General features: G+C 46.0%; 22 protein-coding genes. All 22 read right to left on the bottom strand.

Going from position 1 to position 21,954, the window contains the following annotated elements; genetic code table 11:
* Positions 1-119: 119 nt before the first annotated feature.
* On the bottom strand, positions 120-419 hold the full coding sequence (locus tag B5E84_RS04605; RefSeq protein WP_087219879.1) for a hypothetical protein: 300 nt from the start codon (positions 417-419) through the stop codon (positions 120-122).
* A 95-nt stretch (positions 420-514) separates the two neighbouring features.
* Entirely contained in the window at positions 515-1,699 is a 1,185-nt protein-coding gene (locus B5E84_RS04600; RefSeq protein WP_087219876.1) for a hypothetical protein, read from the bottom strand.
* A gap of 360 nt (positions 1,700-2,059) precedes the next feature.
* Positions 2,060-2,242 (bottom strand): hypothetical protein, encoded by a 183-nt coding sequence (locus tag B5E84_RS04590; RefSeq protein WP_087219870.1) that lies wholly within the window; start codon positions 2,240-2,242, stop codon positions 2,060-2,062.
* Positions 2,243-2,345: 103 nt separating this feature from the next.
* Positions 2,346-3,332, bottom strand: a complete 987-nt coding sequence (locus tag B5E84_RS04585) for a hypothetical protein (RefSeq protein ID WP_087219865.1) — start codon at positions 3,330-3,332, stop codon at positions 2,346-2,348.
* 107 nt (positions 3,333-3,439) lie between these two features.
* Positions 3,440-4,150 carry a hypothetical protein gene (locus tag B5E84_RS04580; protein WP_087219862.1) on the bottom strand — a complete coding sequence of 237 codons (711 nt, stop codon included), beginning with the start codon at positions 4,148-4,150 and terminating at the stop codon, positions 3,440-3,442.
* A 12-nt stretch (positions 4,151-4,162) separates the two neighbouring features.
* Positions 4,163-6,268, bottom strand: a complete 2,106-nt coding sequence (locus tag B5E84_RS04575; protein WP_087219860.1) for a VWA domain-containing protein — start codon at positions 6,266-6,268, stop codon at positions 4,163-4,165.
* A 14-nt stretch (positions 6,269-6,282) separates the two neighbouring features.
* Complete coding sequence (locus tag B5E84_RS04570) at positions 6,283-7,887, bottom strand: hypothetical protein (protein ID WP_242963294.1); 1,605 nt, start codon at positions 7,885-7,887, stop codon at positions 6,283-6,285.
* Positions 7,888-8,127: 240 nt separating this feature from the next.
* Positions 8,128-10,341 carry an SF1B family DNA helicase RecD2 gene (gene recD2 / locus B5E84_RS04565; RefSeq protein WP_087219854.1) on the bottom strand — a complete coding sequence of 738 codons (2,214 nt, stop codon included), beginning with the start codon at positions 10,339-10,341 and terminating at the stop codon, positions 8,128-8,130.
* Positions 10,341-10,940: a hypothetical protein gene (locus B5E84_RS04560; RefSeq protein ID WP_087219851.1), complete on the bottom strand. Its 600-nt coding sequence runs from the start codon at positions 10,938-10,940 to the stop codon at positions 10,341-10,343. Before B5E84_RS04560 ends, recD2 begins: the two co-directional genes overlap by 1 nt.
* An 83-nt stretch (positions 10,941-11,023) precedes the next feature.
* Complete coding sequence (gene ssb / locus B5E84_RS04555; RefSeq protein WP_162612804.1) at positions 11,024-11,647, bottom strand: single-stranded DNA-binding protein; 624 nt, start codon at positions 11,645-11,647, stop codon at positions 11,024-11,026.
* Positions 11,648-11,673: 26 nt separating this feature from the next.
* Positions 11,674-12,114: a hypothetical protein gene (locus B5E84_RS04550; protein ID WP_204248537.1), complete on the bottom strand. Its 441-nt coding sequence runs from the start codon at positions 12,112-12,114 to the stop codon at positions 11,674-11,676.
* The gene (locus B5E84_RS04545) at positions 12,062-13,222 is read right to left on the bottom strand and encodes a primase/helicase family protein (protein WP_242963293.1); all 1,161 of its coding nucleotides are present in this window, start codon (positions 13,220-13,222) and stop codon (positions 12,062-12,064) included. The genes B5E84_RS04550 and B5E84_RS04545 overlap by 53 nt, the downstream gene beginning before the upstream one ends.
* Positions 13,223-13,364: 142 nt before the next feature.
* Positions 13,365-14,486, bottom strand: a complete 1,122-nt coding sequence (locus tag B5E84_RS04540; protein WP_087219842.1) for an ERF family protein — start codon at positions 14,484-14,486, stop codon at positions 13,365-13,367.
* On the bottom strand, positions 14,422-14,802 hold the full coding sequence (locus tag B5E84_RS04535) for a hypothetical protein (protein WP_143469172.1): 381 nt from the start codon (positions 14,800-14,802) through the stop codon (positions 14,422-14,424). Before B5E84_RS04535 ends, B5E84_RS04540 begins: the two co-directional genes overlap by 65 nt.
* A 123-nt stretch (positions 14,803-14,925) precedes the next feature.
* Positions 14,926-15,957, bottom strand: coding sequence for a YqaJ viral recombinase family nuclease (locus B5E84_RS04530; RefSeq protein ID WP_087220043.1), 1,032 nt, complete (start codon positions 15,955-15,957; stop codon positions 14,926-14,928).
* A 28-nt stretch (positions 15,958-15,985) separates the two neighbouring features.
* Positions 15,986-17,110, bottom strand: a complete 1,125-nt coding sequence (locus B5E84_RS04525) for an endonuclease III (protein ID WP_087219836.1) — start codon at positions 17,108-17,110, stop codon at positions 15,986-15,988.
* Positions 17,111-17,122: 12 nt separating this feature from the next.
* On the bottom strand, positions 17,123-17,257 hold the full coding sequence (locus tag B5E84_RS21215) for a hypothetical protein (protein ID WP_275533077.1): 135 nt from the start codon (positions 17,255-17,257) through the stop codon (positions 17,123-17,125).
* 30 nt (positions 17,258-17,287) lie between these two features.
* The gene (locus B5E84_RS04520; protein WP_087219833.1) at positions 17,288-18,250 is read right to left on the bottom strand and encodes a DUF5688 family protein; all 963 of its coding nucleotides are present in this window, start codon (positions 18,248-18,250) and stop codon (positions 17,288-17,290) included.
* A 290-nt stretch (positions 18,251-18,540) separates the two neighbouring features.
* Positions 18,541-20,328, bottom strand: coding sequence for a DUF4365 domain-containing protein (locus tag B5E84_RS04515; RefSeq protein ID WP_087219830.1), 1,788 nt, complete (start codon positions 20,326-20,328; stop codon positions 18,541-18,543).
* 123 nt (positions 20,329-20,451) lie between these two features.
* The gene (locus B5E84_RS04510; protein ID WP_087219827.1) at positions 20,452-20,859 is read right to left on the bottom strand and encodes a hypothetical protein; all 408 of its coding nucleotides are present in this window, start codon (positions 20,857-20,859) and stop codon (positions 20,452-20,454) included.
* Positions 20,849-21,373 (bottom strand): hypothetical protein, encoded by a 525-nt coding sequence (locus B5E84_RS04505; RefSeq protein WP_087219824.1) that lies wholly within the window; start codon positions 21,371-21,373, stop codon positions 20,849-20,851. The genes B5E84_RS04510 and B5E84_RS04505 overlap by 11 nt, the downstream gene beginning before the upstream one ends.
* 80 nt (positions 21,374-21,453) lie before the next feature.
* The gene (locus tag B5E84_RS04500) at positions 21,454-21,909 is read right to left on the bottom strand and encodes a zinc-finger-containing protein (RefSeq protein ID WP_087219821.1); all 456 of its coding nucleotides are present in this window, start codon (positions 21,907-21,909) and stop codon (positions 21,454-21,456) included.
* Between the last annotated feature and the right edge of the window lie 45 nt (positions 21,910-21,954).

Here is a 21,954-nt window from a genome sequence, read left to right as displayed (position 1 = left end):
TCAGTCTTTTTTATTCCAATCAGACTTTTTATCTGCTTTTCAACCAATAAAAAGGACGAGATTCTATTCATTTGAAGTTCATTTTGCATACTAATTCTAAAGAATTATATTGCTGCGATTCAAGAAAAACGTTCCAGATACGGGGAAAGACGTTTCTCAATCTCTTCCAACTCTTCTTTTGAGGCCGTTTCCAAATCGTGATCTGTTTCACCTATCACATCCAAAATGATCTCCTCACGCAGAGTTTGCAGCATTTCATCTCCAGTATGAATAATTTCCGGCGTATACATAATTTCATCTCGTTCTGGGCTGTAATGAAGAAGTACATATCCAAATTTTGTCCGGCACACATCAATAAATGGACTGGAAGCAATGTAGTCCTTAAATATCTCCAGTACATTTTCAACTGTTTTTTCCATAATAGCTTCACCTCTTATCATATATTCGCTTTTTATTCTCTACAAGCCTGTATATATTATGGGCAAAACATATGTTCGGCGTCAACATCAATCTTTTATTCTTTATCCCCAAACAAACTCAACTGAACCGGCTTATCTTGTTCTTCCCTCAGCCTCTGTTCCCGCAACCTGTCAAGCTCTTTCAGCCGTTCTTCGCCAAGCCATTTGTCTGCATGCACGCGGTCGATAGAATGCGGCGGTAAGTTCTCATAGCCTTTATCCAGTATTTTCTTCTCCAAGCGTTTCAACTTTATTTTCCTGGCCCGTGTCCTGCGCTCTCGTTTCTCCTGTATTTCCTGTTTTTCTTGATCTGATGCATGGCAAATCGTAATACCGGCCCGGATCTCTTCCAAATCCTGGAGTAAATCCCTGCTTTCCCGCTGCTCTGCACGTATGTTCAGTACCTCCACAGAAAAATCCCTGCTGTGATATTCCGCGAAAAATAATTCCCTGTGATACTGATTATATACCCGCCAATTAATTTCATCCTTACATAGTCTGGAATATGCTTTACAGATATCCAAACTGACCGGATAAGCCAATGCCCGAATTCCTTTCGTTATCCTGGTAAAGCGCTCTCCCTCAAACAACGTTCCATCTTTCGAGTAATCCCTTCCTGTTATTTTTAAATCATAAAAGACATTTCCCCGCTTTTGTTCCAGTTCTCTCCCTTTCATGGGGCAAAATCCACTGCAGCGAAAACGGGCGCAGTCTGCAGGGTCATATTCCATCTTCCAACAATCTTCAGACGGATCATAGCGCATTAACTTTTCACATGCTCTCCCATTTTTCTGCAAAATAAAGCTTAATTTTTGCTGATGAATTTCATCCTCTCGTATTTTTCGCAGTTCCTCCACGCTGCCTTCGTAAGAATACGGTTCTCCTGTCAGATGTACATTGCACCAATCCTTCAGTACACCGCTTCCCTCCCTTAAATATGGATGCCGTTTTTCGCAGTCTGTCCGTTTATATGGACAATGGATACACGCCAGATCATTCTCATAGGTCCAGTCAAGTCCCCTAAATGACATTGAACTCATTGCATGCAGGCCCTGTACCTGCAGGCCGCAGGGAGTTCGGAATGTCTGTTTATAGATCCACCATGGCTGGTAGGAAAATCCGCCATAAAAGTTATCCAAATCCTTTTTCCAGTCCTGTATGGTGACATAATCGGGATAATGTTCCGCTGTATATCCCTCGTTTAAAAGCCGCTTTGTCAGCTCATTGTACCGATATTTCATTTGTTCCTCCTATATGCCCTGACATGGTCTTATATCAAAGTAATGCTCCATCCGATTTCGTAAAGCCTCCACCGTCATATCATATTCTGCTGCAATGCAGCTTTCACAGCATGGATACCGATAGGTCAGTGTTTTGGATATACGTTTATCCCAGCTGTTAATCCTCTTTCCACAAATGTTACAAGATTCATTCAAATAACGGACCTTTGCCATACATGCACTCCCTCCTGTCTGCATAGAAAAAGGCAGAGTTTATTTGCTCTGCCTGATTGATACGCATCCTAATATTTTTAGAAAAGCGGCAAAGTCCCAAGTACTCTGCCGCTTTTCTTACTTTGCATGGAGAATAATTAACGCTTTTTATACGCATTCTCTATACGCCATATATTCCTTTGCCTCATCTTCAGTTAACGAGAACTTCTGCCGAATTCTCTTTAAAATCTCATCTTCCGGCAGTTTATCATCTCGATACACTTCAATCGTCCCATAAATTCTTCCCTTTTCAATCCCTTTTCTCTCAACGCCTTCACTAAGATTACACATGGCAATACCTCATTTTCTAAGTATTAAGCTATCTTAATTGAGAAATCATTTTGAAAAAAGATTATCCGGCCCAATTTGACTTAATACAATCAGAGCACCATGATTACTTTCCATCTTCGTGCGCCATATATTCTTTGGCTTCATCCACGGTCATTGTAAATTTTTTCTGAATCCATTTTAAAATTTCTGCTTCGGGCATTCCCTGGTCACGGTACGCTTCAATTACACCGTATATTTTTCCCCGCTGAATTCCTTGCTGAATCCCCTTTTCAATCCCTTTTCTCTCAACGCCTTCACTAAGATTACACATAAGCGACACCTCACTTTCTAAGCTTTGAGTCATCTTAATCAAGAAATCATTTTCTAATATATGACACTTTTCTTCCGGTTTCGTTTCGGTAGAAAGAAGCACGTTCAATAATCTTAAAACGCCGGCTTCATCCAAATCTTCCGGCTGGCCCAGACAAATCATCACTGCTGTCAGCAAATCGTAATTGCGCTTCTCTTCTTTTACCTTTCCAACAAGATTCTCTTCCTCAACATAATACCGCGTAATGGTATTCTCACGGTTTTTAGGAGGATTCATGCAAATCCAAATACTGTAGACCTTTTTGATCTTTTCGTAATGGGATTCTGTAAACTCTTTCCCATACTGGGAAGAAATCATCCTGCTGCAATAGTAAATCCCTCGTTTGATTAAGGGATACCCTGGATAAAAATCGTTTTGCGCCTCAATATTGATAATGAGCTGGATCAATTCCCCTGACACCGGGACCACTGCCCTGAAACGGATATCATAGGTTACCAGGCCCTCTGTCATGGTCACATCCTCTGTTTCCATGCCGGAAATCATTGGGTGATTATCAAGCTCCCCTTCATCTGGATTTACTGGAATATCCGCAACCTGAGGCTGTCCTTCGATGTATTTCTGAGCAATCTCATCAACATCAAAATTGCGGAATTCTTCCAGACAATGTTTCATGATCCATGCCAAAATAATCTTTTCAGACAACAGCCGTTTACATGCTGCGTCATAGTTTGCTTTATCGTCTGCTACACGGATATGTTTTGCAATCGTTGCTTCTGGCAAGCTGTATCATCTCCTCCGTTTTCTTTATCATATCATATTCTCTTGAAAGTTTCCACATTTTTACGGTGAACAAACAATGAACTCCTACCCCTATACCGTATGTCCGGTTATGCCGCCAGCTCCCCTTCCTGCAAATATTCCGGAATCTGCTGGATTTCCTGCTTCAGCAGATAGTACAAGCTGGTAAAGTTCCCAATCCGGTTCTGTCGGAAGGCATATTCCAGCTCAAAGGCTCGGATGTAGGCTTCTGCCCGTGCGAAAAGAGCAAACATATCCCGGTCGTTTAAGTATATTGAAACTTTCTTTTGACATTGATAGGTCCCCTTTTCGCAATAGCTTCCGCCATTGGCATTGTATGCCATGGTTCCAACTCCATTTTGAATTTCTACATACCATGGATACCTTCGGATTTCTCCCTGGCTGTCCAGATCATATCGGCTAATCGTCATCTTGCGCACAATACTTTGCCCGTTTTCATTCGGATCGCCAAAAATCTTTTCCTGATGGAAGTCAAAGTCCAACAGGTGGCTGAACAGTACGGAATAAATATACCGGACATCCTCCGGCGTTAAATTATCGGATACAGAAATTTTATTTTCTCCGGTGCCATTGCTGTAATCCAGCATATTGACACGGATTAAGGAGCGTTCCCCTCCCTCTGACTTTTCTCCGGACGCATGGATGTGGGCCGGGAAGAGCCTGGAGGACGGTTTCAGGCTGTCGCACAATTCCAGCAATGCCTTATCCGTCTTATATACCGCAATCTGCCAGGACTCCTCTTTGGACCAGTCCTTTTCTTTCTTTTCGTTCTGCTTCATCCGTTTCCTCCTTTAGCGCAAATAGGCCATTAAAAGTTTGCTCAGCTTTACCGGCATGGTCTCCAAATCAGAAATATTCAAAAAACCGTTCTGATAAATGTTCTCAATTAATTCCCTGTCTTCCCCGATTGCCGCAGCAAAGAGATGTATCCCCCTTTTTTCCAGGCAATGTTTCGTTTCAAGCAGGTCCTTTCGTGCCGGTTCCCCGGAATATCCTTTCCCATTTGGCTTACCGTCGGAAATCAGGATAAGGATTTTTACTTCCTCCTCCCGCTTTGACAGCCGCTCTCCCACATAGCGCAATGCCGCACCATCCCGATTGCAGCCAATGGTTTCCATTCCGGCAATCCGAACCGCATCATTTCCATCAATGGAGTCAAACTCCGCGTAGGAGCAGATATCCACGACTTCGTCCGCTGAAAAACAATAGGTATCGTGAGTACTGTGACCATATACCAGAACAGGAATGCTTAATGCCTCACAAAACCAGTAAAGCGCCAGCGCTGTCTTTCGTGCGTTCTCAATCCGTTCGCCATTCATGGAGCCGGAAACGTCCACTAAAACCGCAAATGCAAGGGAAGGCTCTTCCTCTGGAAGTAATTTCTTCTCAAACAGCTTTCCATCTCTTCGGTAGAGTTCTCCCCTGCTTAACCGTTTTCCCATGTAAAGGCCTTTTAAGGTTCCTCCTTCCTTCCGCTGCAGAATCTCCTCCGCAAGTTTTTCCAGGCGCTTTGCAGTATGCCTGCTCTCCCCAGCTATCCTATGGTAATTACGGAATGAATTTTCAGAAATATCAATCTCACGGTGAAACTGGTAACGACGGCCTGCATGGATTTTGTTTTGGGGAATGTCCTTTAGCTCCTCTTGAAGAACATTCTTTCGCTCACTCTCCTCCTCCCTGGCCTCCATAGAACTGGCCAGCTGGTTTAAGGCCTTTGGCAGGTCATTTAAGATGTTCCAAAGGTCGTTCCCCTTCTGATTGTCTGCTCTCTCATCGGTACCCGCTTGTTCCTTGCTCCCACTCGGATTCGGCCTTTGGGAATCCGCCATTTGTCCGTCCGGCACCTCGTTCTTCGTCGATTTCTTAATGGAAGGTGTCCCCTCCAGGCTTCCGCTCCACCCTTCTGGTGGTTCGGACACACTTTCTCTTTCCGCTGCTGCTTCCGACAAACTCACCCAGTGCACCTTGTCTTTCCAGTATTCATCCAGCCATTTTTGTAATTGTGCTGGATTGATTTGCTCTTTTTCAATCTGTGCGTCTGCGCTGTAAATCACCTTTTTTATATACTTCCAAAGCTTTAATATCAGCTGATTGGTGGCGTGGTAGCGGATATCCGGGTCATCGTTTCTGGTGGAATCGTCAATCCAGCGTTTACAGCGGTTCAGACAATTCTGATATCGCTTTGGATATGTTGCTTCTTCATCGGTTTTTCCAGCCCGCGCATAGCGAAAAATCAAGTCTATCATGATGTCAAGTTCGCTGCTGTCCGCCGCGTTTCGCTCCTGCAGGGATGGAATCTTACGGATGATGATTTCTGCATTCTTCTGAATTGCATTTCGCACCGTGCCGGGATATTCCCGGCACATAAACGCCTCAATATAGACGTCTTCCAGAATATTGTTCAGATGGGCCGCTATTTTCCGGATCCAGAATACAGCAACGGGATTTTTTTGCTCCAGATATTCCTTCATTTCTTTCCAGGCTCTCCGGTCTGCCGCGTCATGCTGCTCTGGAACCGCCGGGTAGCAAAGACCTTTTTGGAACCCGTTCACATACTGTGACCGCCGGTTAAAATCCGAGCAGCGAATATGACCGCATTCATGGGCAATCAGTCCTTCATGGCTTATGGCCCTTCCCTCCCTGCTGGGAAAAGTCAGGGAAATCGGATTCCCTGTATTCAGAGTAATCTGGCTCCCATCGGTAAAGGCAGCCTGGCTTCCCGGACTCTCATCATAAAAGATTACGAGTGTTACAAAAGGCTTTTGGCCCAACGCCTTTGCCAGGCGCCAGAGAGGCGCCCGGTAGGCTTCAGAAACAAATAGTTCCTGGTCTATAATCTGCTCTTTTCGGATTTTCAGCCGTTTCCTAAAATCAGCCGTCCTGTTTCTTGTATTCAAATTCTCCCTCCTGTTTATGCCGCCTGCATGATGGGCGTTTCATTCTTCTCCTGAAACTTTGTCAGAATCTGTGTTTTATAGATTTCATCCCGTTCTTCCTTATTTGGAGAGGCTTTTGCGATCACGGTATGCAGGGCGGCCTTGCACACATCCTTTTGAATCAGATAGGCCCAAACCCAGTCCTCATACTCCCGGTAGCCGCATACTCCGCCGGCGATCATTTCATTATGGCAATACTTTTGTATCTCGCATACGGTTTTCGCCATTTTTTCCAATAGCGCCTGATTGGCATTTCCTACCCGTTTTTGCACTCTGGCGACCATTTCTTCCGGTGTTAAGGGTTCAGAGTAGAGAATCATCCGCATGCGGGATAGGACCGATTCATTGAATCCCTTACAGCCCCGGTAATCCATGTTGGTGGTCAAAATAATCACCGTGTCCGGATTCCGATGCACAATCTCGCCGTTTGTAAGTGTAATGGCTGCCCCGTCATCTAAAAGGCCATTGAGTTTTACCAGGGTTCCTGGCTTTGAAATGACCGAAGGCTCCTGGATCTCAATCAAAGATGGCCTGCGGCATCCGGTCACAATGCTGGATTCCACTAAAACATAGTCTTTTTCCTTTTGCCCGCACTGGTAGCCCTGTTCGTACAGCGTTTTTAAAATTCGCTGAAATGCCTCCTCCTCTTTCGTTTCTTCCTCATAAATTCCGGTGACTCGCTCCAGAGCGGTTGCCGGATCCATTTTCATATCTTGAAACGATGGGAAAACAGCTGGAACAACCGAATCCCTGCGCCCCGTATTGGGAATCATGGAAGACACCAAATCCACTTCATCTGTGGCCTCTCCACAGGTAAAAAAGTAATAAGGGAGACCTAAAAGCTGCGCTGCCATTTTTGCGCTGGTAGTCTTTCCCGTGCCGGCCTCTCCTGCCATCATAAAGACCCGCATGGGGGTCTGGCAGACCGCTTCCACGATTTCCAGCGTTTCCGGGGAAACCTCATAGTTTTCCGGCAGTGCCGGCACCAACTCTTCCTCCGCTTTCGTCAGCGGATGGTTTCTTTTATATTTCCCGGCAATATCACGAATCGTAGGCCGCTCTTTTGTCTGCTTTTCCTGGAATACACAAAAATTCCCGTAATAAGTTTTGGTCAAAGCGTATTCGCCATTCTTCAACTTAGCGGCCGTGATAAACGGAAGATTGCCAGCCTGAAGGCATCCCCCGTCAAAGACCAGTCCCTGTCCCTTCAATGTTTCCGCGTTCTCAATTCTCCGATAAAAGTTATCGCAGAGGATAAATGCCGCACACATAGCCTTTTCCATGTCAGGATAGCCTTGTTCCATTTGTTGGCGGAATTGGCTAAATCCCTCCTCGCATTCCGAATCATAGCGGATTTCCTGTGTAATGCTGGCAAAAAGCAGCATGGTAAACAGTTCAGAGCCGGAAGCCCCGCGCTCTCCAATCTGCGGATAATGGATCAGCGTGGAACCAGATGCAATCATCCCATTCCAGGCTCCGCTTGCCGGTTCATAAACTAACAGATGGGTCTCTGAAACCCCGTTTTTTGCCCGCTCATGCTCCAGATAGCATCGTTTCACATCTCCATTCTGGATTTGCACACCAAACGCACCATTTTCTTTTCCCGTCAGGATGTTGACAGCATGCATAATGCCCTGAAGAGTTGCTGCGTGAAGCGTTGCCCGCTTTCCCTTGAACATGTGGTTATGCCTGGAGAGGCATTCAAATTCTGTTGTGTATTTCTTTCCTGTTTTTCCAATTTCCTGAGCAAATGGTTCCGGCAGATTCCGGTTAAAAGCCCAGTTTTCAAAAAGTTTAATACGTCCCAAATTTCATTCCTCCTATGCTGCTTTCCACTCCGGAATATATCCCTGCCGTTTGGCTTCCGCCTGGATCCGCTCCGCGAGCATGGTATTTCTCGTTCCAATATTCGTCCGGCTGATCGCAATCGCCAGAGCCGATTTGCTGCCTACCAGATGAACCCGCGCTTTGGCCCGTGTGATTCCCGTATAGTAAATATCCCGCCTTAACATAGGATAAAAGCACTTTAAAACCGGGAGTATGACAACCGGGTATTCCGCGCCCTGGCTTTTATGGACACTGGTTGCATATGCAAATTCCAGGTCTTCCAGGTCTTCTTCCTGATACATCCGTTTCTCCTCGCCGAAATCAACCTGCAGCTGGCGGTTCCCGTCCTTTCTCCGGCTGATTTGAACCACTCTTCCAATGTCTCCGTTGGATATGTTATCCACGTTCCTTGTCTGCATCACCTTGTCCTGTATGCGAAATGTCTGCCCACCAACGTTCCATTGTGCTGTATCCGCTGAAGCAGGGTTGGCAATCTCCCGGAGCATGCGGTTTAAAGCATTGACGCCGGCTTCTGTCTTTACCCGGTAAGGTGACAACACCTGCACCATATCCGGATTGCCTTCTGCCCTCACAAGTTCCGCCTGGTAAAGGGAGGCAATGATTTTTGCGGCCTCATGATCATCTTCTGCCGGATGGAACTGGAAATCATCACCGTAAATCAGAGTTCTTTGGCTGCGAATCATCCGGTCCGCATTCAGGATAATCCTTGAATCCTTTGCCTGGCGGAAAAACACATCCAGTACGGTCACCGGCACAATACCGCTGTCAATAATCGCCTTAAACACGGCGCCCGGTCCTACGGACGGGAGCTGATCCACATCTCCTACCAATACCAGCCTTGCCCCACTTCTTACCCGTGAAAACAGAATGCTGGACAGCCACATATCCGACATGGTAAACTCGTCGGCAATAATGAGTTCTTCCTCTAAAAGATCCTCACTGTCCGCTAAGTCAGAAAGGTCTTCCTCACCGTTTAAGTACATCGCCTTATGCAGAGTGAGCGCCGGTGCTCCGGCACTTTCAGAAAGCCGTTTTCTGGCCCGGCCGGTTGGCGCACACAGTAGAAAATCTTCTCTGCCCGTAATCCGTTTAAAGACCTCCAGAACCACGCGCAGCACCGTTGTTTTTCCCTTGCCAGGTCCACCGGTAATGACGGAAACATTGGATTGAAAAACCATCCGCACCGCATCTTTTTGTCTCTCGGAAAGGATAATTCCAAAGGCTGCTTGCGCTTCTTCCAAGGGCTGCTCAATATCTGGCTTTGCGGTTTCTGCCTTTAAAAGACGTACCAGATGATAGGCGGCATACAGTTCTTCCTGCCGGTTTCCCTTTAAAAATATATTAACACCGTCCGCAGCCAGCTCAATTTTCTCTCTGGCCATTTCATTTCCAATCCGCATAATTTCCGGCCGAGTAACGGAGTCTTCGGAAAATCCCTGATTAAGCAGCGGATAAGCCTGCTCAACAATTGCCGTACCTGGCAGGAACAGATTTCCTTCCTTTTCACCTTCCCGCAGAATATACCGGATTGCCGCCCGGATTCTTGCCGGGTCGTTGGGTTTAAACTGCCGGCTGGCTCTGGCTATGGGGTCAACGGTCAGAAATCCGAACCCTTTTACTTCACACAAGCGGTAAGGATTTTCCCGAACAATGGCGGCTGCATTGGCGCCAAAATGTGCCTGAATCTTTTCCGCCTTTTTGGGTGTTACCTGAAAAGGCGCCAGGCAGGCTAACAGTTCCCGAATACCTTCACTTTGCCAGTAAGATTCTAGGATGACAGAAAGTTTCTGTTCGGTAATTCCCCGGATGTCCAGAAGTTTTTCCGGCTCTTTATCAAGAACATCAAACGTCTGAACACCGAATCTTTTAACGATTGCCCGCGCGGTGACCGATCCAATTCCCTTCATCAAGTCAGAAGAAAGGTAGCTGATAATCCCGTCCTCCGTTTTTGGAAGAATCAGCCGGAACCAGGAAACCCGGAACTGTGGCCCCCATTTGGGGCTTTCCACCCATTTCCCTTCCATCTCAATCTCTGCATGGGCAATACAGGGCAGCTCTTTTCCAACTGCGGTAAATACTGAAGACATGTTTGACCGACCTGAAGCGGCACTCCTTACCATATAGCGGGCAACGGTATAGCCATTTCCCTCGTTTTTGTACAGCTGATGTTCAAATGTACATATCATCATGCCGCCTCCTCTTCCCGTCCCCAGGATAGACGAAGATAGCGTTTCTGCTCCATAACGGTCAGTCCATCTTCACGCATAAGTCCGGCAATTAACGCTGATAATTTTCCAGGATATCCATAAAATATCCCGATTCGCCGGAATCCCTTTGCTGTCCGATAGCTGCATATGCCATCGCTGCGAATCCAGCATCTGGTAACGCCGCGGCTGTTTAATTTTTGCACGATTTCATCCAAACGGCTCCGCCCTGTTTCGTTATACCAGAGCATAGCCGCCTCTTCCTCGGACTCCGAATCATTCTCTTCCTGCTCATTCACATGATTTTGTTCTGAAGCTTTGGGCCTGTTTGTTTCCTCTGGTTTGTCCCATGTGCTTTCAATTTCTTCCTCTTTTTGTGTAACACTGCCGTCCTTTTCCCTCTCCAGGCGGATTCTCCACCCCTTTCTTACAAACAGGTGATAGATCAAAAACGGTACCGTAAGGGATGCGCCGCTGACCAGGATTGCCAAAAGAATCGGTGCGGCAAACTGCAGGATAATACTTCCCAGGGCACAGCCCAGAAAAATTGCTGCCAGAGTTTCAATCTGTTTGATATTCATACCATTCTGCTCCTTTATTCGTTTCATGTTCTAAAAAGGCTGCCAAAATGAATCCATTCTGGCAGCCGTCGGTTTTTCCTTATTTAGTTGAAGGGAAGTCCTTCATCCGCACCCTGCGGGATATCCATAAAGCTTTCCTGTGCGCTGGCTGCGCGTGCGGCCGGCGCGGCTCCGGTCCGGCTTCCGGCTGCTCCTGTGGGGCGTGCTGCACCTCTTCTGGGAACAGTGCCTCTCTGGGGAGCCGCATTTCTTTGAACTGGTGCCCGGTTTCCGGCATTCGCTGTCCCCTGTGCAGGAGTCCTTCCCGCTGCCTGCCTGGTATTCTGCCGTGCTGGCGATGCTGCCTGTCCGGGCTCCGGCTGGCTTCCGTTTCCGCCAGCCTCGTTCCGGCCATCCGCAAAATCAATATGCTCCGCCCGCAGTTCCATCCCATATACTCGATTGCCGTCTTTATCCGTATAGTTATTGTTTTGCAAGCGCCCGCTTACAACAATCCGGATTCCCTTTCCAAGATAACGCTCTACAAACTCTGCCCGTTTGTCGAAGGCAACGCAGGTAATGAAATCTGCATCCGCTTCATTTTCCTTCTTCGTTCCTCTCCCCACTGCCAGGGTGAACCGTGCAATGGGCATCTGGGTTTCTGTTGCATACCGGATGTCCGGCTCTCTGGTAAGTCTTCCTAAAAATGTACACTGATTTAACGCCATGTGTAGTTCCTCCTCATTTTGTATGGTCATTGTTTGGTTCCTAAAAGTTCTTTCTCAAATTCCGGAAAAAATTCCGTGAATACTTCCATATACCGTTTAAAGCCATCCTCGTTTAATGGAGCTTCCAGGGAAGCTTTCGACCAAAGGATCGCTTCCTCCGCCCTTACATGATAAGGACCTTCGCGGAAGGTTCCATAATTCCAATGTGGTATGGACGGCTTTACAATTTCCGCCAGTTCCTGTTTGGTACGTGCCTGCGTAATCATCCGGCTTTTATCAATCATAATGATGAGCACCAGAAAAAATACAATCGAGTCCTGCAGATAGCCATACACCCGTCGGTATATCGTGTCCAGTGCGGCATATGCGGCTGCTTTCACTGCGGCAGTCTTTGCTTCACCCTTCGCCAGATCTTTACGTGCATGGCGGTATACTGCTTCCAGCAGCAGCCGCTCTGAAAAATTCATTTTCCCGTTCCTCCTTCCTCTTTCTCTGGCAGTACAGCCAGTAATCATCAATTCCTTTTAATCCTCCTCTCCAGATATGGTTTTCATCAAAATCCCAGATTTTCCGCACACAGCGAAGGTTCAGACGGCCGCATATCTCATAAAGGTGCCTGCAGCCCTCCTGGATTTGGGCTCGTTTCTGTGCCTTTTTTTCGCAGATTTCCAAAAGGCTCTGCACATTTTGAGGACAGGTATGGCAGACCGGCTCCTTATAATCGCTCCGACAGGATACATCCATTAACTTATCCATATCAAAATATTCCCAGACTTCCTCCAGGCCGTTCTCTTTTAATGTCTTCAGCGTTCGCTCCATTTCCTTATATTGGCTGACGCCGGGCGTACCGAGAAACGAATAGCCAGACATGGCATGGGCGATGGTCGCCTTTAAAATCCCTTCTGTTACGCAGACAATTTTGCTGTTTGGGTCTCCTAAAAAAGTCACCGGGCTCTTGCTGCTGGTCCCCTGATTTCGGTTGTTGCTGCTGAACCACAGATATTTCCGGCCGTTATACGGCTCATCCAGACGGATTTGAAATCCGGACAGATTTTGGTCAAGCCCATAAACCGGACAGAGGAAACCTCTGTTTTTCCGAAAAAAAGCGGCGTCCCAGTTTCCGCGGCCATTGAGGAAAAATCCCGGTATGCCCTTTAAGGAATATCCTTCCCGCATCAGCCTCCGCGCAAGTCCCTCCGTTCCGGAAACCGGTGTGCTGCAAAATCCATAATCGGAAATCCGCTTTTCCGTTAAGCCCCGTTCCAGGAGCTTCTGCCTGTGAAAGCCAGATAACGGCAGCAGTTCCTGCAGACGGCGATAAACCTGGTCCAGCTTTTGAGGCTCGGCAGGTCTGGCCTCCACACAGGAAACCGCTTCTTGCTGCGTTTTTTGCGTGACTGCATAAGTTCCACCCAGCAGAGCCTCCTTAATCTCCCGGTAGGCCTGCCGGTACCGGTCCGCACCATAAAGGCCTCTTACATCCGCGTACAAGGTCAGCATATTTCCGCTGGCTCCGCATTTAAAGCAGTGGTAGGTGTTTGCCGGCTCTCCGCCTTTAAAAATACGGAAATTCATCTTCCCCCGCCGGTCGCCGCAAAAGGGGCATACCACGCCAAAGGCATTTCCTTCTGAAAGCCGTTCAATTCCTAAAAGGTCCGCAACATCGGAAATCGTAAATTCGACCTTGTACGGGCTGATAAGACAGACCTCCTATCTTTTACGCAGCCATGGCTGCCTGAAGCAGAATTCTAGCACCCTGGCGCATAGTCTCGTCTTTTCCGCGATAATCATGGGCTAGCCACTCTAACGTTTCGATTCCATCTTTCTCCTGCGCAATACGGCCAAGGGGCCAGTTCCGGTAAGTACCACATCGGCAGATGACCTGACTGGCTTCTTCCACCGTCATGCCATCCTGCTGGCTGGCTGCTGCTGTTTTTGGAAGCTGCACCATGCGCCCGCTTTCTGGGCGAACCTGAGAACTTGCCGGAGGAATGAATTCCGACCGTTTCACCGGCTTTTCAGCGTTGACGTTACTGGCAGTTTGCGCATCTTTTTGGGACGGTTTTGTCTGCGTCTCCCTGTTGGAACCTGCAGTACCGGATGGCATAGAAGCCCCCTTTATGCTGGAGAGGCCGTCCGTTATCTCTGCCCTCTTCTGGGGTGTGGCCGTGTTGCCCGCAGCAGCTGCCGGCTCTGCATCTGAAAAAGGTATTTCTTCGTCTTCCACAGTCTGGAATTCACCCAGATCTGCCGTTTGTCTCTCTTCTTCCGGCTCCATCTGTCTGTCATAGTTTTCATTCGCATACACTTCATCCTCACTTTCCCCTGTCTGATGTTCAATATCGTCAATGACCGGATGGGAATACAGATCCGGGTCCTCACCGCTTGCTCCCTGATCAATACAAAACCGGTTCAGCAGATAGTATTTCAGCGCATAGGTCCATGCGCTCCCTTTTGCCTTATCCGGCATTTCATGGGTGCCAATGGCATGGATGGTCCTCTCATCCATATCCTGCGGGTCATCCGCGTTAACCCAGCGCAGCGTCAGATCCACCTCATACATCCAGATTTGTGACTGGGCCAGATACTGCACATATATCGGATTACCACGTTCATCCGTTTTCGTGGCCTTTTCCGACAAGATATCCAGATTGACCCCATATTTGTTCAATGCAGGCGTCAGGTACAGGAAAATGTCATCAATCTTGACAAAGTCATAGCTGACCTCCTCACTGTAGGTTTTCTTTGTCAGTGCCGGTATCATCTTGCGGATTTCAACCATTTTTTGCTGCAGCGACAGCTTTCTGCCACATGCCGCCTGTCCGTTCTGTTTTTCCATTTGCGGCTCCTTTCTTTTTTGCCCGGTCTTGATAGGCCCCGGTAATTTTCTTGATTTCTTTGTTTAAGCAAAGCGCCGTTTCCTGCACCAGTCTCAGATCTGCTGTCTGAAACAAAGCCCGCTGGAACTTTGCTAAAATTTCCGGACGGTTGATGAGGCGCTCAATTTCCTGAAACATCGCCTGCTTATCTTCCGTAAGGATATAACCGTCCGCCCCCTGAAACAGCAGTGTTTTGATATACAGCTCTCCTAAATCACGGATTTCTGTTAACAGCCGCCGATACCCTTCCCGGTAAGTTGTTCTCAATACGTCCATAGGAACCTTTTCCCGGTTCCGTTTCAGTTTCCGAAGGGCTGCGGCCAGTTCCAATTCCAAAAATAATTGTTCGGATTTTGCCAAAACATTCCCCCTTTTGCACGCCTTACGTTTGCCGCTCCATTACCCGGCTTTCTCTTCCTTTATGTAGAAGCTGAAAGAAGTCGTGGTTTTTCCATACTCCTGATAAATATCTGGATGAAGCAGGCGCATGGCCTCCAGCTTGTTTTTGGGGATAGAAGTAATGACCCGTTTGGTATAGCCCGCCTGATAAGAAACACCATCAATTTTAATCTGCCCTATCTGGGCGTCGTCTAACGCGCTCCGGATTGGCGCGGTGATTCCTTTAATCTGCTTTTCCAGATTTCGCGAGAGGGCATCTGCTTCTTCCTTTTTCTCCTTCAATTTCAGGTAGGTAAGAATGTTAGGTGACAGTTCTCTGGAGAGCTCTACCGTCTTCTCTTCTCGTATCTGCAGCTGCTTTTTCAGGCTGTTGATCACAAGGGAAGAAGGTTCCGTGTACTCTGGGGCCTGTCTTTTTAAAACAAACTCATTCCAGAAATAGGCTTCCTGCTCAATCAGATCCGCCTCCTGTTTTAAATCCCGCTCAATCTTCCGCATTAGGAAGGTATCCTCGCTGTTTCCATGAAGGCAGAGGAAAATGATGCCTTTGGTATTTGTTACAGCCGCATAGTGCCTTCCCTGCAGTTCATAATGCAGTGGTACATTTCCATCTGCCCACTCATCCATCCGGTAAGAAAATGAGGTTTTGCATTCCACCACGTAGATGTCTTCCCTGATTTTTACAAAATAGTCTACATCCGCCAGCATAAACGGATAAAATGGATGGCGGAACATCTTCCGTACCGCATAGGGCTTTAATCCTGTCTGCCGCATAAAGATTTGTACCACCAATTCTTCCAGCCGTTTCCCGATTTCCAATGCGACCCAGTTTTTCTCTGGTTCATCATGGGATACACCCTCTGCCTTTTCCAGATAGAGGTCCCGTGCTGTTTTCCAGGGAGAAACACCGCAGGCGGCTGCCGCATCACTGCCGCCGATTCCCTGCCGGCGGTACTGCAGCCATTCCTCATTAGAAAGTGCGGTAATATCCGAAACAAAGGTTTCCGGCTCATAATTCAAATTTAATTCCATGTATGTGTTCTTTCTGCCTCCTTTTTTCTCACCGGTATTCTCCCGGAAAATCGTAGTCCTCAAACCGCAGACTTAAACATCTGGCCACCATTTCCTCCAAATCAATCAGGTTTTTAGCAGATTGATTTTTGCACTGGGCAAAGAATACCGCTTCGCAGATTCCGCAGTACAGTTCATATCCGTTCGCTTTGCCGGTCCCGTGCGTCGCCCGGAAATGCTCTACGGTCTGCGTGATTAGCTGCTTTCCAATCCCCACTTTTTTCATCGTCCCTTCCATCGCACTGTCTGGGTAATGGATTTCCAGCTGAAACAGGCGCTCCAGATTCTTTATGGATTCCTGATAGCAGGAAAAGATTTGTGTCAGGTTTCCGAAAAATTTCTCTACTGTCGCCCCATTTGTGTGCTCCAGCTTGATTTCGCTTCCCAGAATCAAGGGACGTTTATAGGGGCCTTCCTGAAGAAAACAGCAGATATTTGCCCCACTGGAAGCTACATCTGAGGACTGTACGCGGATACAGGCAGAAAGTTCTTCCGATGCCTGTTCCCCATACTGGAGCAATAAATCCCGGTAAGTATCCAGAAGTTCCGGCTCCTGAAGCTGCCAGGCCGCGGTCACCAACTCATGGCTAAAATAGCCCGCTGAGAAAACAACCTTTCCATAGCTTTCCTCTAAATACAGATTGGCCGCTTCAAAAATCTCCGGCATGGGAAGCACGGCATAGTCTTTCGGGTCTCCTCCATGGACCGCACGGATTTTGCCTTCCTGAAGCCGCAGCAGAGCCTGGCCGGAGGTCACCTGCAGGCAGTCGTTTAGCACACCGGCGAATGTCGGCCGGTCCATATCCTGCAAAGCATTTCCGTAAATCCTTGCCCGGTTCTGCAGAGTTTTCATGGCCGTTGTTCCTAACGGATAATCCATACCATCGGCTTTGATGAAAAGCCCGGTGTTTAACCGGGTATCATTTAGGAGCTGCTCACCGTCCTCTGCCTGTTTCATTTTCCTGCAGGCAGCCGGATTCATTTCCGCTGCTGTGAGATAAAGGGAATCCGTAGGGCAGACCATCCAGTCTGCCCTCTCCTCAATCTCATCCAAAAAGCTCATAAATTGGGAACGATCTGCAAAGTTTTTTGCGAAACTGTCCTGCACATACATAGCCCCACCTTCCTATACCTGAAAGAGGACGGAAGTAATGTGACCGTTCCTTACGACAAACTCAAATCCGTCCTGATACAAATCATACAGTTCTTCCAGTGAAATCAGGTCTCTTCCCGCGTTTTCCCATTTTTCCTCGTTCATCATTCGTTTTTCCTTCCTTTCTCATGCTGATTTTTATCCAAGTGGGAACTTTTCCCATGGAATACGCTGTTCTGTTTGCTCTAATTTTTCTTCATTCCAACGGTACCGATATACATAATCCGTTAAAAAAGGCCTTTCCTCTACATTCGATTTCCAGATCTGTTCTGCAATCCGCTCCACAATCTGTGCGTTTTCCAGATATAAATGCTCCGGAAATAAATAGCACTCCATTTCCGTTCCAAGTATCATCATCACATCTTCATTCCAGCGGTTTGCAACAAATCCCAGGACACCGGGATACAAAATGCAGTTTGCCGCACTGCGTTCACCAAACAGGCCAATGACCGGGAAAATACTTTTTGCCGTCCGCCTTAGTTTTCTGCCTGCATAGAACAATTCTTCGTGCCATTCCTGATGAAACACGCTCCACACGCCGTCCTCATCTCTTAATTTTATTGCATAGGGAAATTCAAGCCTGGGCGTATTGTACTGGGCTGCTTCCATTAATTCCTCAGCTGTAATTCCCCAGGATTCCATATCTTCGTTGTTGATCATGCGAACGTACCGCTCTTTTCCATCCTGGATTACAATTTGAAACACGATTACCATTTCATGGAAGGTTTTGTATGGAATATGCGGCAGCGCTTCCTGATACTCCTCGCGGCTTACCAGAGAAAAGACGATTTTGTCTTTGACCATGGACAACTCCGAGCCATTTAAGAGTACTGTCCCCAGTTGCTCCCGCTTTTTCTGATAATCCTGCTCCAGTATTGCTGCGGTTTTCTCTGCTCCCCTGCAAAGCAAATAAAACTGAATCTTTTTGGCGTTTGGGTACAGGATGATTCCCTCCTGTTCTCCGTCTTTGATGATTTTAAATATCACTTCCTTTCTGTCCCCTTCTGACGGTTCAATCTGGTAACCGTCTCCCATCCTCTGCCGGAATGCCTGAAGCAGTACTTCCGTGCGGTTGATTTCTTCCCTGTTTTTTCTTTCCAATGTCTTCTCCTTTCCTGTTTTTGAGCAACAAAAAAAGACACCAGAAACTCATAAAAATTTCTGATGTCTTCCTTAAAGTACAGACAAACTCTGCCTGTTCTGCTCTGATACAAGGCCTGCGCCTGAAAATTAGCTTCCAGCATCTGCTGGAACAAAGATTGTAATATGGCTTTTGTTAAAGCGCATAGAAATCAATGTCATATTTATGATACCACTATATGTTGTGGTTGTCAATTTTATATTTTCTGTATAATGTGCTTTTGAATGTTTTATATATGCTTGTGATGGTTCTATTTCTTTAAGTTATTAATTGGAAATGACTTAAACTCCTCACGCTCTTTCGTTGCCATCTTTCCAATGTAGTAATCTGCCTCTTGAAAGTTTTGAAGTAATATACAACAACATGCTAAAACTAGATTGTCGCTTGAATAGGCAGCTTTGATTTTTAATAAAGTACCTACTTCACAGTCAGTTATTGATTGTCCTTTACGCTTATTAATTTGCAATCGATTTACAATCGCCGATACACCAGGGATTCCGTCCAATTCTAATTTATCAATTTCCCCTTGTAGTTCATCTGCTAGTCTCAATAAAGCAGGATTCGAATTATTATCATAGGCCAACAATATTTCAAGGATATATCGAGTTAGCTGTTCAGCATAAATAACTGAACTATCTTGAAATTTCAAAACTGACTCCTTTATTGCCGACACATTTAAATTATCAATTATAGACAATCTGTCATGTTTAAGTACCTCAAAAAATGGAGATGCCCAAAAAAGTTCTCCTGATTCATCTATTTCATATCGTATACCTATTTCTGGCATAGAAAAGGGATTTTTAATTTTAAATTTTCCATTTTCTCCTTTTAAGCAACAAACAAGTAAGTTTATATTTGCAAATTCTAGCATACCAATTCCAGGATCTCCACCAAAACTATATGGGACTTCCTTAGCATAATTGGTAGCGTCGATGAATGCCCGGATTTTTCCCCAATCCTTATCTTTAATTTCTCCAAAAAGAAATTCTTTTTGGACACCATAAGTTTTTAAAGCGTTTTGTAAATCCTGATAAAATTTAATCATGTCCTGAATACTTTTCAAACTTATACTATCACCATTGGAATTTTCAAATAATAGGACATCTGGTTGAATACTGGGCTTATTTGATGCCAAATATTGTATAAATTTCAGATCTCTTAATCGTTCTGATAATTTGTCAGAGAACGTAAACGTTACCTTTTGCTTGCACAAAGAAAGTATTATATGATTTCCTATATGTATTTCCTCATTACCACTATCATCAAACATTGTAGTAATGCCATCATACAAAACTTCCCCATCTACAATAATTGGCATATTCGATTCTCTTTTAATTACTGCGATCTGTATTTTTCCAAGTGCAACATCAATATTAAAGCCTGGAGGTTGAGTATAGATATATGTGGGATGTGACAGCATATAATTGATTGCCTCTCTGTCTCCAGTTGCAGGAATACCGCCATATCCAAATGATAAAGGAATAGATTTTGAATCTAATTCTCCCGTGGAAAATTTCTCAATCATATTTATATCTAACTGCGCTTGTCTTTTGGAATGGTAAAGAAAATCCTTAAATATTCCATATACATCCATCGGCTTCTCTTGTGGAAGCTTTTTTAATTTGATAGGTTTTGTGGGTGGTAAGGAGGAAACACCTTTCAACAAAACGTACAAATCTAATGGTAATAACGAATTATAATATACTTTTCCGCCATCATCATTGCAATATACCACAAAAAAGATAACCCCATTACTTTTTATATAATTGTTCAAATCTTTCGTAGATACATAAAATTTTACAGTATCATTTTTAGGAATCTCATCGCACCATTTTCCCTTAACCTGTACAGATACGATTCCGTCTAATGTCGATTTTGAAAATCGATCTGAATGGTATACTTCAACTGTCCCATCCCACGAAAGCGTCTTATCATTTTCAGTGATTTGAGCTTTTAATCTATGGCATCGTTGCAGTGCTGGCTTCAAAATATTAATAGATTGACTTTCAATAATAGAATTATCTGGTATATTTTCCATGACTACACTTTCCTTCTACTACTTGTGATTATATCATTCATGATGCCCCAAAACACTTCTCTTGATATTTCTTATATTATCACAAATTGTAACTATTGAAAATCATCTTTCACATAGACCTATTTAATTCACTTCTTCCATACCAATAAAAATCCCATTCCAACTATAGAAACGATATTGTTTCCCTTTCATGATACCGTATCCTGCAGGAACCAGCAGTTTCTCTTCGTTACCAGTTTCTGTCCTAATCTCAACTTCTACCCACTTTCTCCGCATTTTTTGGTATTTAATTTCTACAACTTTCCCCTCCGTCACTGAATACTGCCGTTTTAACAAAAACCTAAGCGAATAACTAAGATGGATTCCCAGCCCAATCACGCAGAATATCGTCAGCCTTAAAAATCCCTGCCCCTCTTGTATCGTTTCCATCGCGGTTCCAACAACCAAAATCACCAGAATACCTGCTGCTTCCAGCCATATCCGCCTTAGTAGGACAATGGGAACGGTTCCTAAAGATTCTTTAAGGCTCAAAAACACTTGCTGAAGCGGGAAGCCTTTCCTTGATTGCCTGGTAGACAGACTCCATCTCCTCCTTTCGATACCCAAATGGCCGAATATGAAAAATGGGGCCACTTTGCTTTCCACGCAGCAATACCAAACTCTTTCCTTTATCATGGAATTGGACGTAAAACCCATCTTTCCTGCTACTCCATACAATCTGTTCTATTTCGGATAAAAAAATTTGGCAGGTCTCGTACCGCTCCTGCCACTGCGGCTGCCGGACCAGCAGACAATCTTGCCGTACTTCTAAAAAGCACCCTGTTAAGGGCATAATCCTCTGTCCTAACGCCCGGTACCGCCATACCAGAACAACAATGAGGCAGACCGCACACACGACACCGCCTGCCACATACCAGTTCTGATTTATCACGCCCAAAAGGAATACAAGGGAGCCGATTAGACCGCAGGCTGCAATCAGGTAGAGGATTCGTTCCTTCTGGTCCATCCTCCGATACATGGCTTCCTCTGAAGGTTCAAAGCGCATATCATTTCCTCCCTTCCGTCAGTTCCTAACATTTACAGGCCGCCTCCAAGTCCTGGAGACGGCCTGCTGTATACAAACCCTTATGCTGCTTTTTTCATCTTTGTATCCTTTAACCGAACCTGCATGAGTCCAATGGCCTTGTCACACAAGTCAGCAGAAAAATATCCGATATGGGTATCCTCATAAGAAAGGCCCAGCCGGACCGCCAGCCATTGGTAGACCGCATCCCGGCCCATTATCCCCTGCTCTATGATCTGGTTCAGCAAACGGTGGGCCAAAATCCGCTTATGGCGGAGTTCGCCATCTGCCAGCGTACCTTTTGCCTTTCGGCTGCCTCTGACTACCCCTACATATGCGTCACATTCCGGATAGCCGCTGCACACATACAGATTTTCTCCCGGATTGATATTCTTTTCTCCATGTACATATTCTGCAGGCCGCAGTACCGATACTCTGCCGCAGTAGGGACAGACCGGTGCCTTAACCTTTTCCTTCCCTAATTTCTGGTAACGGACTCTCGCCTTCTGATTTCTCAACCGCACATCCTCCCTTCTTCCTAAATACTATTGTAAAAAAACGCC

Origin of the sequence: Lachnoclostridium sp. An14 (assembly GCF_002160755.1) — a bacterium.
Classification (GTDB): domain Bacteria; phylum Bacillota; class Clostridia; order Lachnospirales; family Lachnospiraceae; genus Lachnoclostridium_A.
Note: the sequence above shows the minus strand (reverse complement) of the source record. Positions and strands in the feature narration are given on the sequence as shown.

Bases quoted from the DNA above. Each gene is read 5' to 3' on its own strand.
- B5E84_RS04535 (WP_143469172.1), bottom strand. From the start codon at position 14,802: ATGGACGTATTGAGAACAACTTACCGGGAAGGGTATCGGCGGCTGTTA.
- B5E84_RS04580 (WP_087219862.1), bottom strand. From the start codon at position 4,150: ATGAAGCAGAACGAAAAGAAAGAAAAGGACTGGTCCAAAGAGGAGTCC.
- B5E84_RS04530 (WP_087220043.1), bottom strand. From the start codon at position 15,957: ATGGAATTAAATTTGAATTATGAGCCGGAAACCTTTGTTTCGGATATT.
- B5E84_RS04550 (WP_204248537.1), bottom strand. From the start codon at position 12,114: ATGAATTTTTCAGAGCGGCTGCTGCTGGAAGCAGTATACCGCCATGCA.
- B5E84_RS21215 (WP_275533077.1), bottom strand. From the start codon at position 17,257: ATGATGAACGAGGAAAAATGGGAAAACGCGGGAAGAGACCTGATTTCA.
- B5E84_RS04605 (WP_087219879.1), bottom strand. From the start codon at position 419: ATGGAAAAAACAGTTGAAAATGTACTGGAGATATTTAAGGACTACATT.
- recD2 (WP_087219854.1), bottom strand. From the start codon at position 10,341: ATGATATGTACATTTGAACATCAGCTGTACAAAAACGAGGGAAATGGC.
- B5E84_RS04600 (WP_087219876.1), bottom strand. From the start codon at position 1,699: ATGAAATATCGGTACAATGAGCTGACAAAGCGGCTTTTAAACGAGGGA.
- B5E84_RS04560 (WP_087219851.1), bottom strand. From the start codon at position 10,940: ATGAATATCAAACAGATTGAAACTCTGGCAGCAATTTTTCTGGGCTGT.
- B5E84_RS04545 (WP_242963293.1), bottom strand. From the start codon at position 13,222: ATGAATTTCCGTATTTTTAAAGGCGGAGAGCCGGCAAACACCTACCAC.
- B5E84_RS04505 (WP_087219824.1), bottom strand. From the start codon at position 21,373: ATGCGCTTTGAACCTTCAGAGGAAGCCATGTATCGGAGGATGGACCAG.
- B5E84_RS04525 (WP_087219836.1), bottom strand. From the start codon at position 17,110: ATGTATGTGCAGGACAGTTTCGCAAAAAACTTTGCAGATCGTTCCCAA.
- B5E84_RS04515 (WP_087219830.1), bottom strand. From the start codon at position 20,328: ATGGAAAATATACCAGATAATTCTATTATTGAAAGTCAATCTATTAAT.
- ssb (WP_162612804.1), bottom strand. From the start codon at position 11,647: ATGGCGTTAAATCAGTGTACATTTTTAGGAAGACTTACCAGAGAGCCG.
- B5E84_RS04540 (WP_087219842.1), bottom strand. From the start codon at position 14,486: ATGGAAAAACAGAACGGACAGGCGGCATGTGGCAGAAAGCTGTCGCTG.
- B5E84_RS04590 (WP_087219870.1), bottom strand. From the start codon at position 2,242: ATGTGTAATCTTAGTGAAGGCGTTGAGAGAAAAGGGATTGAAAAGGGA.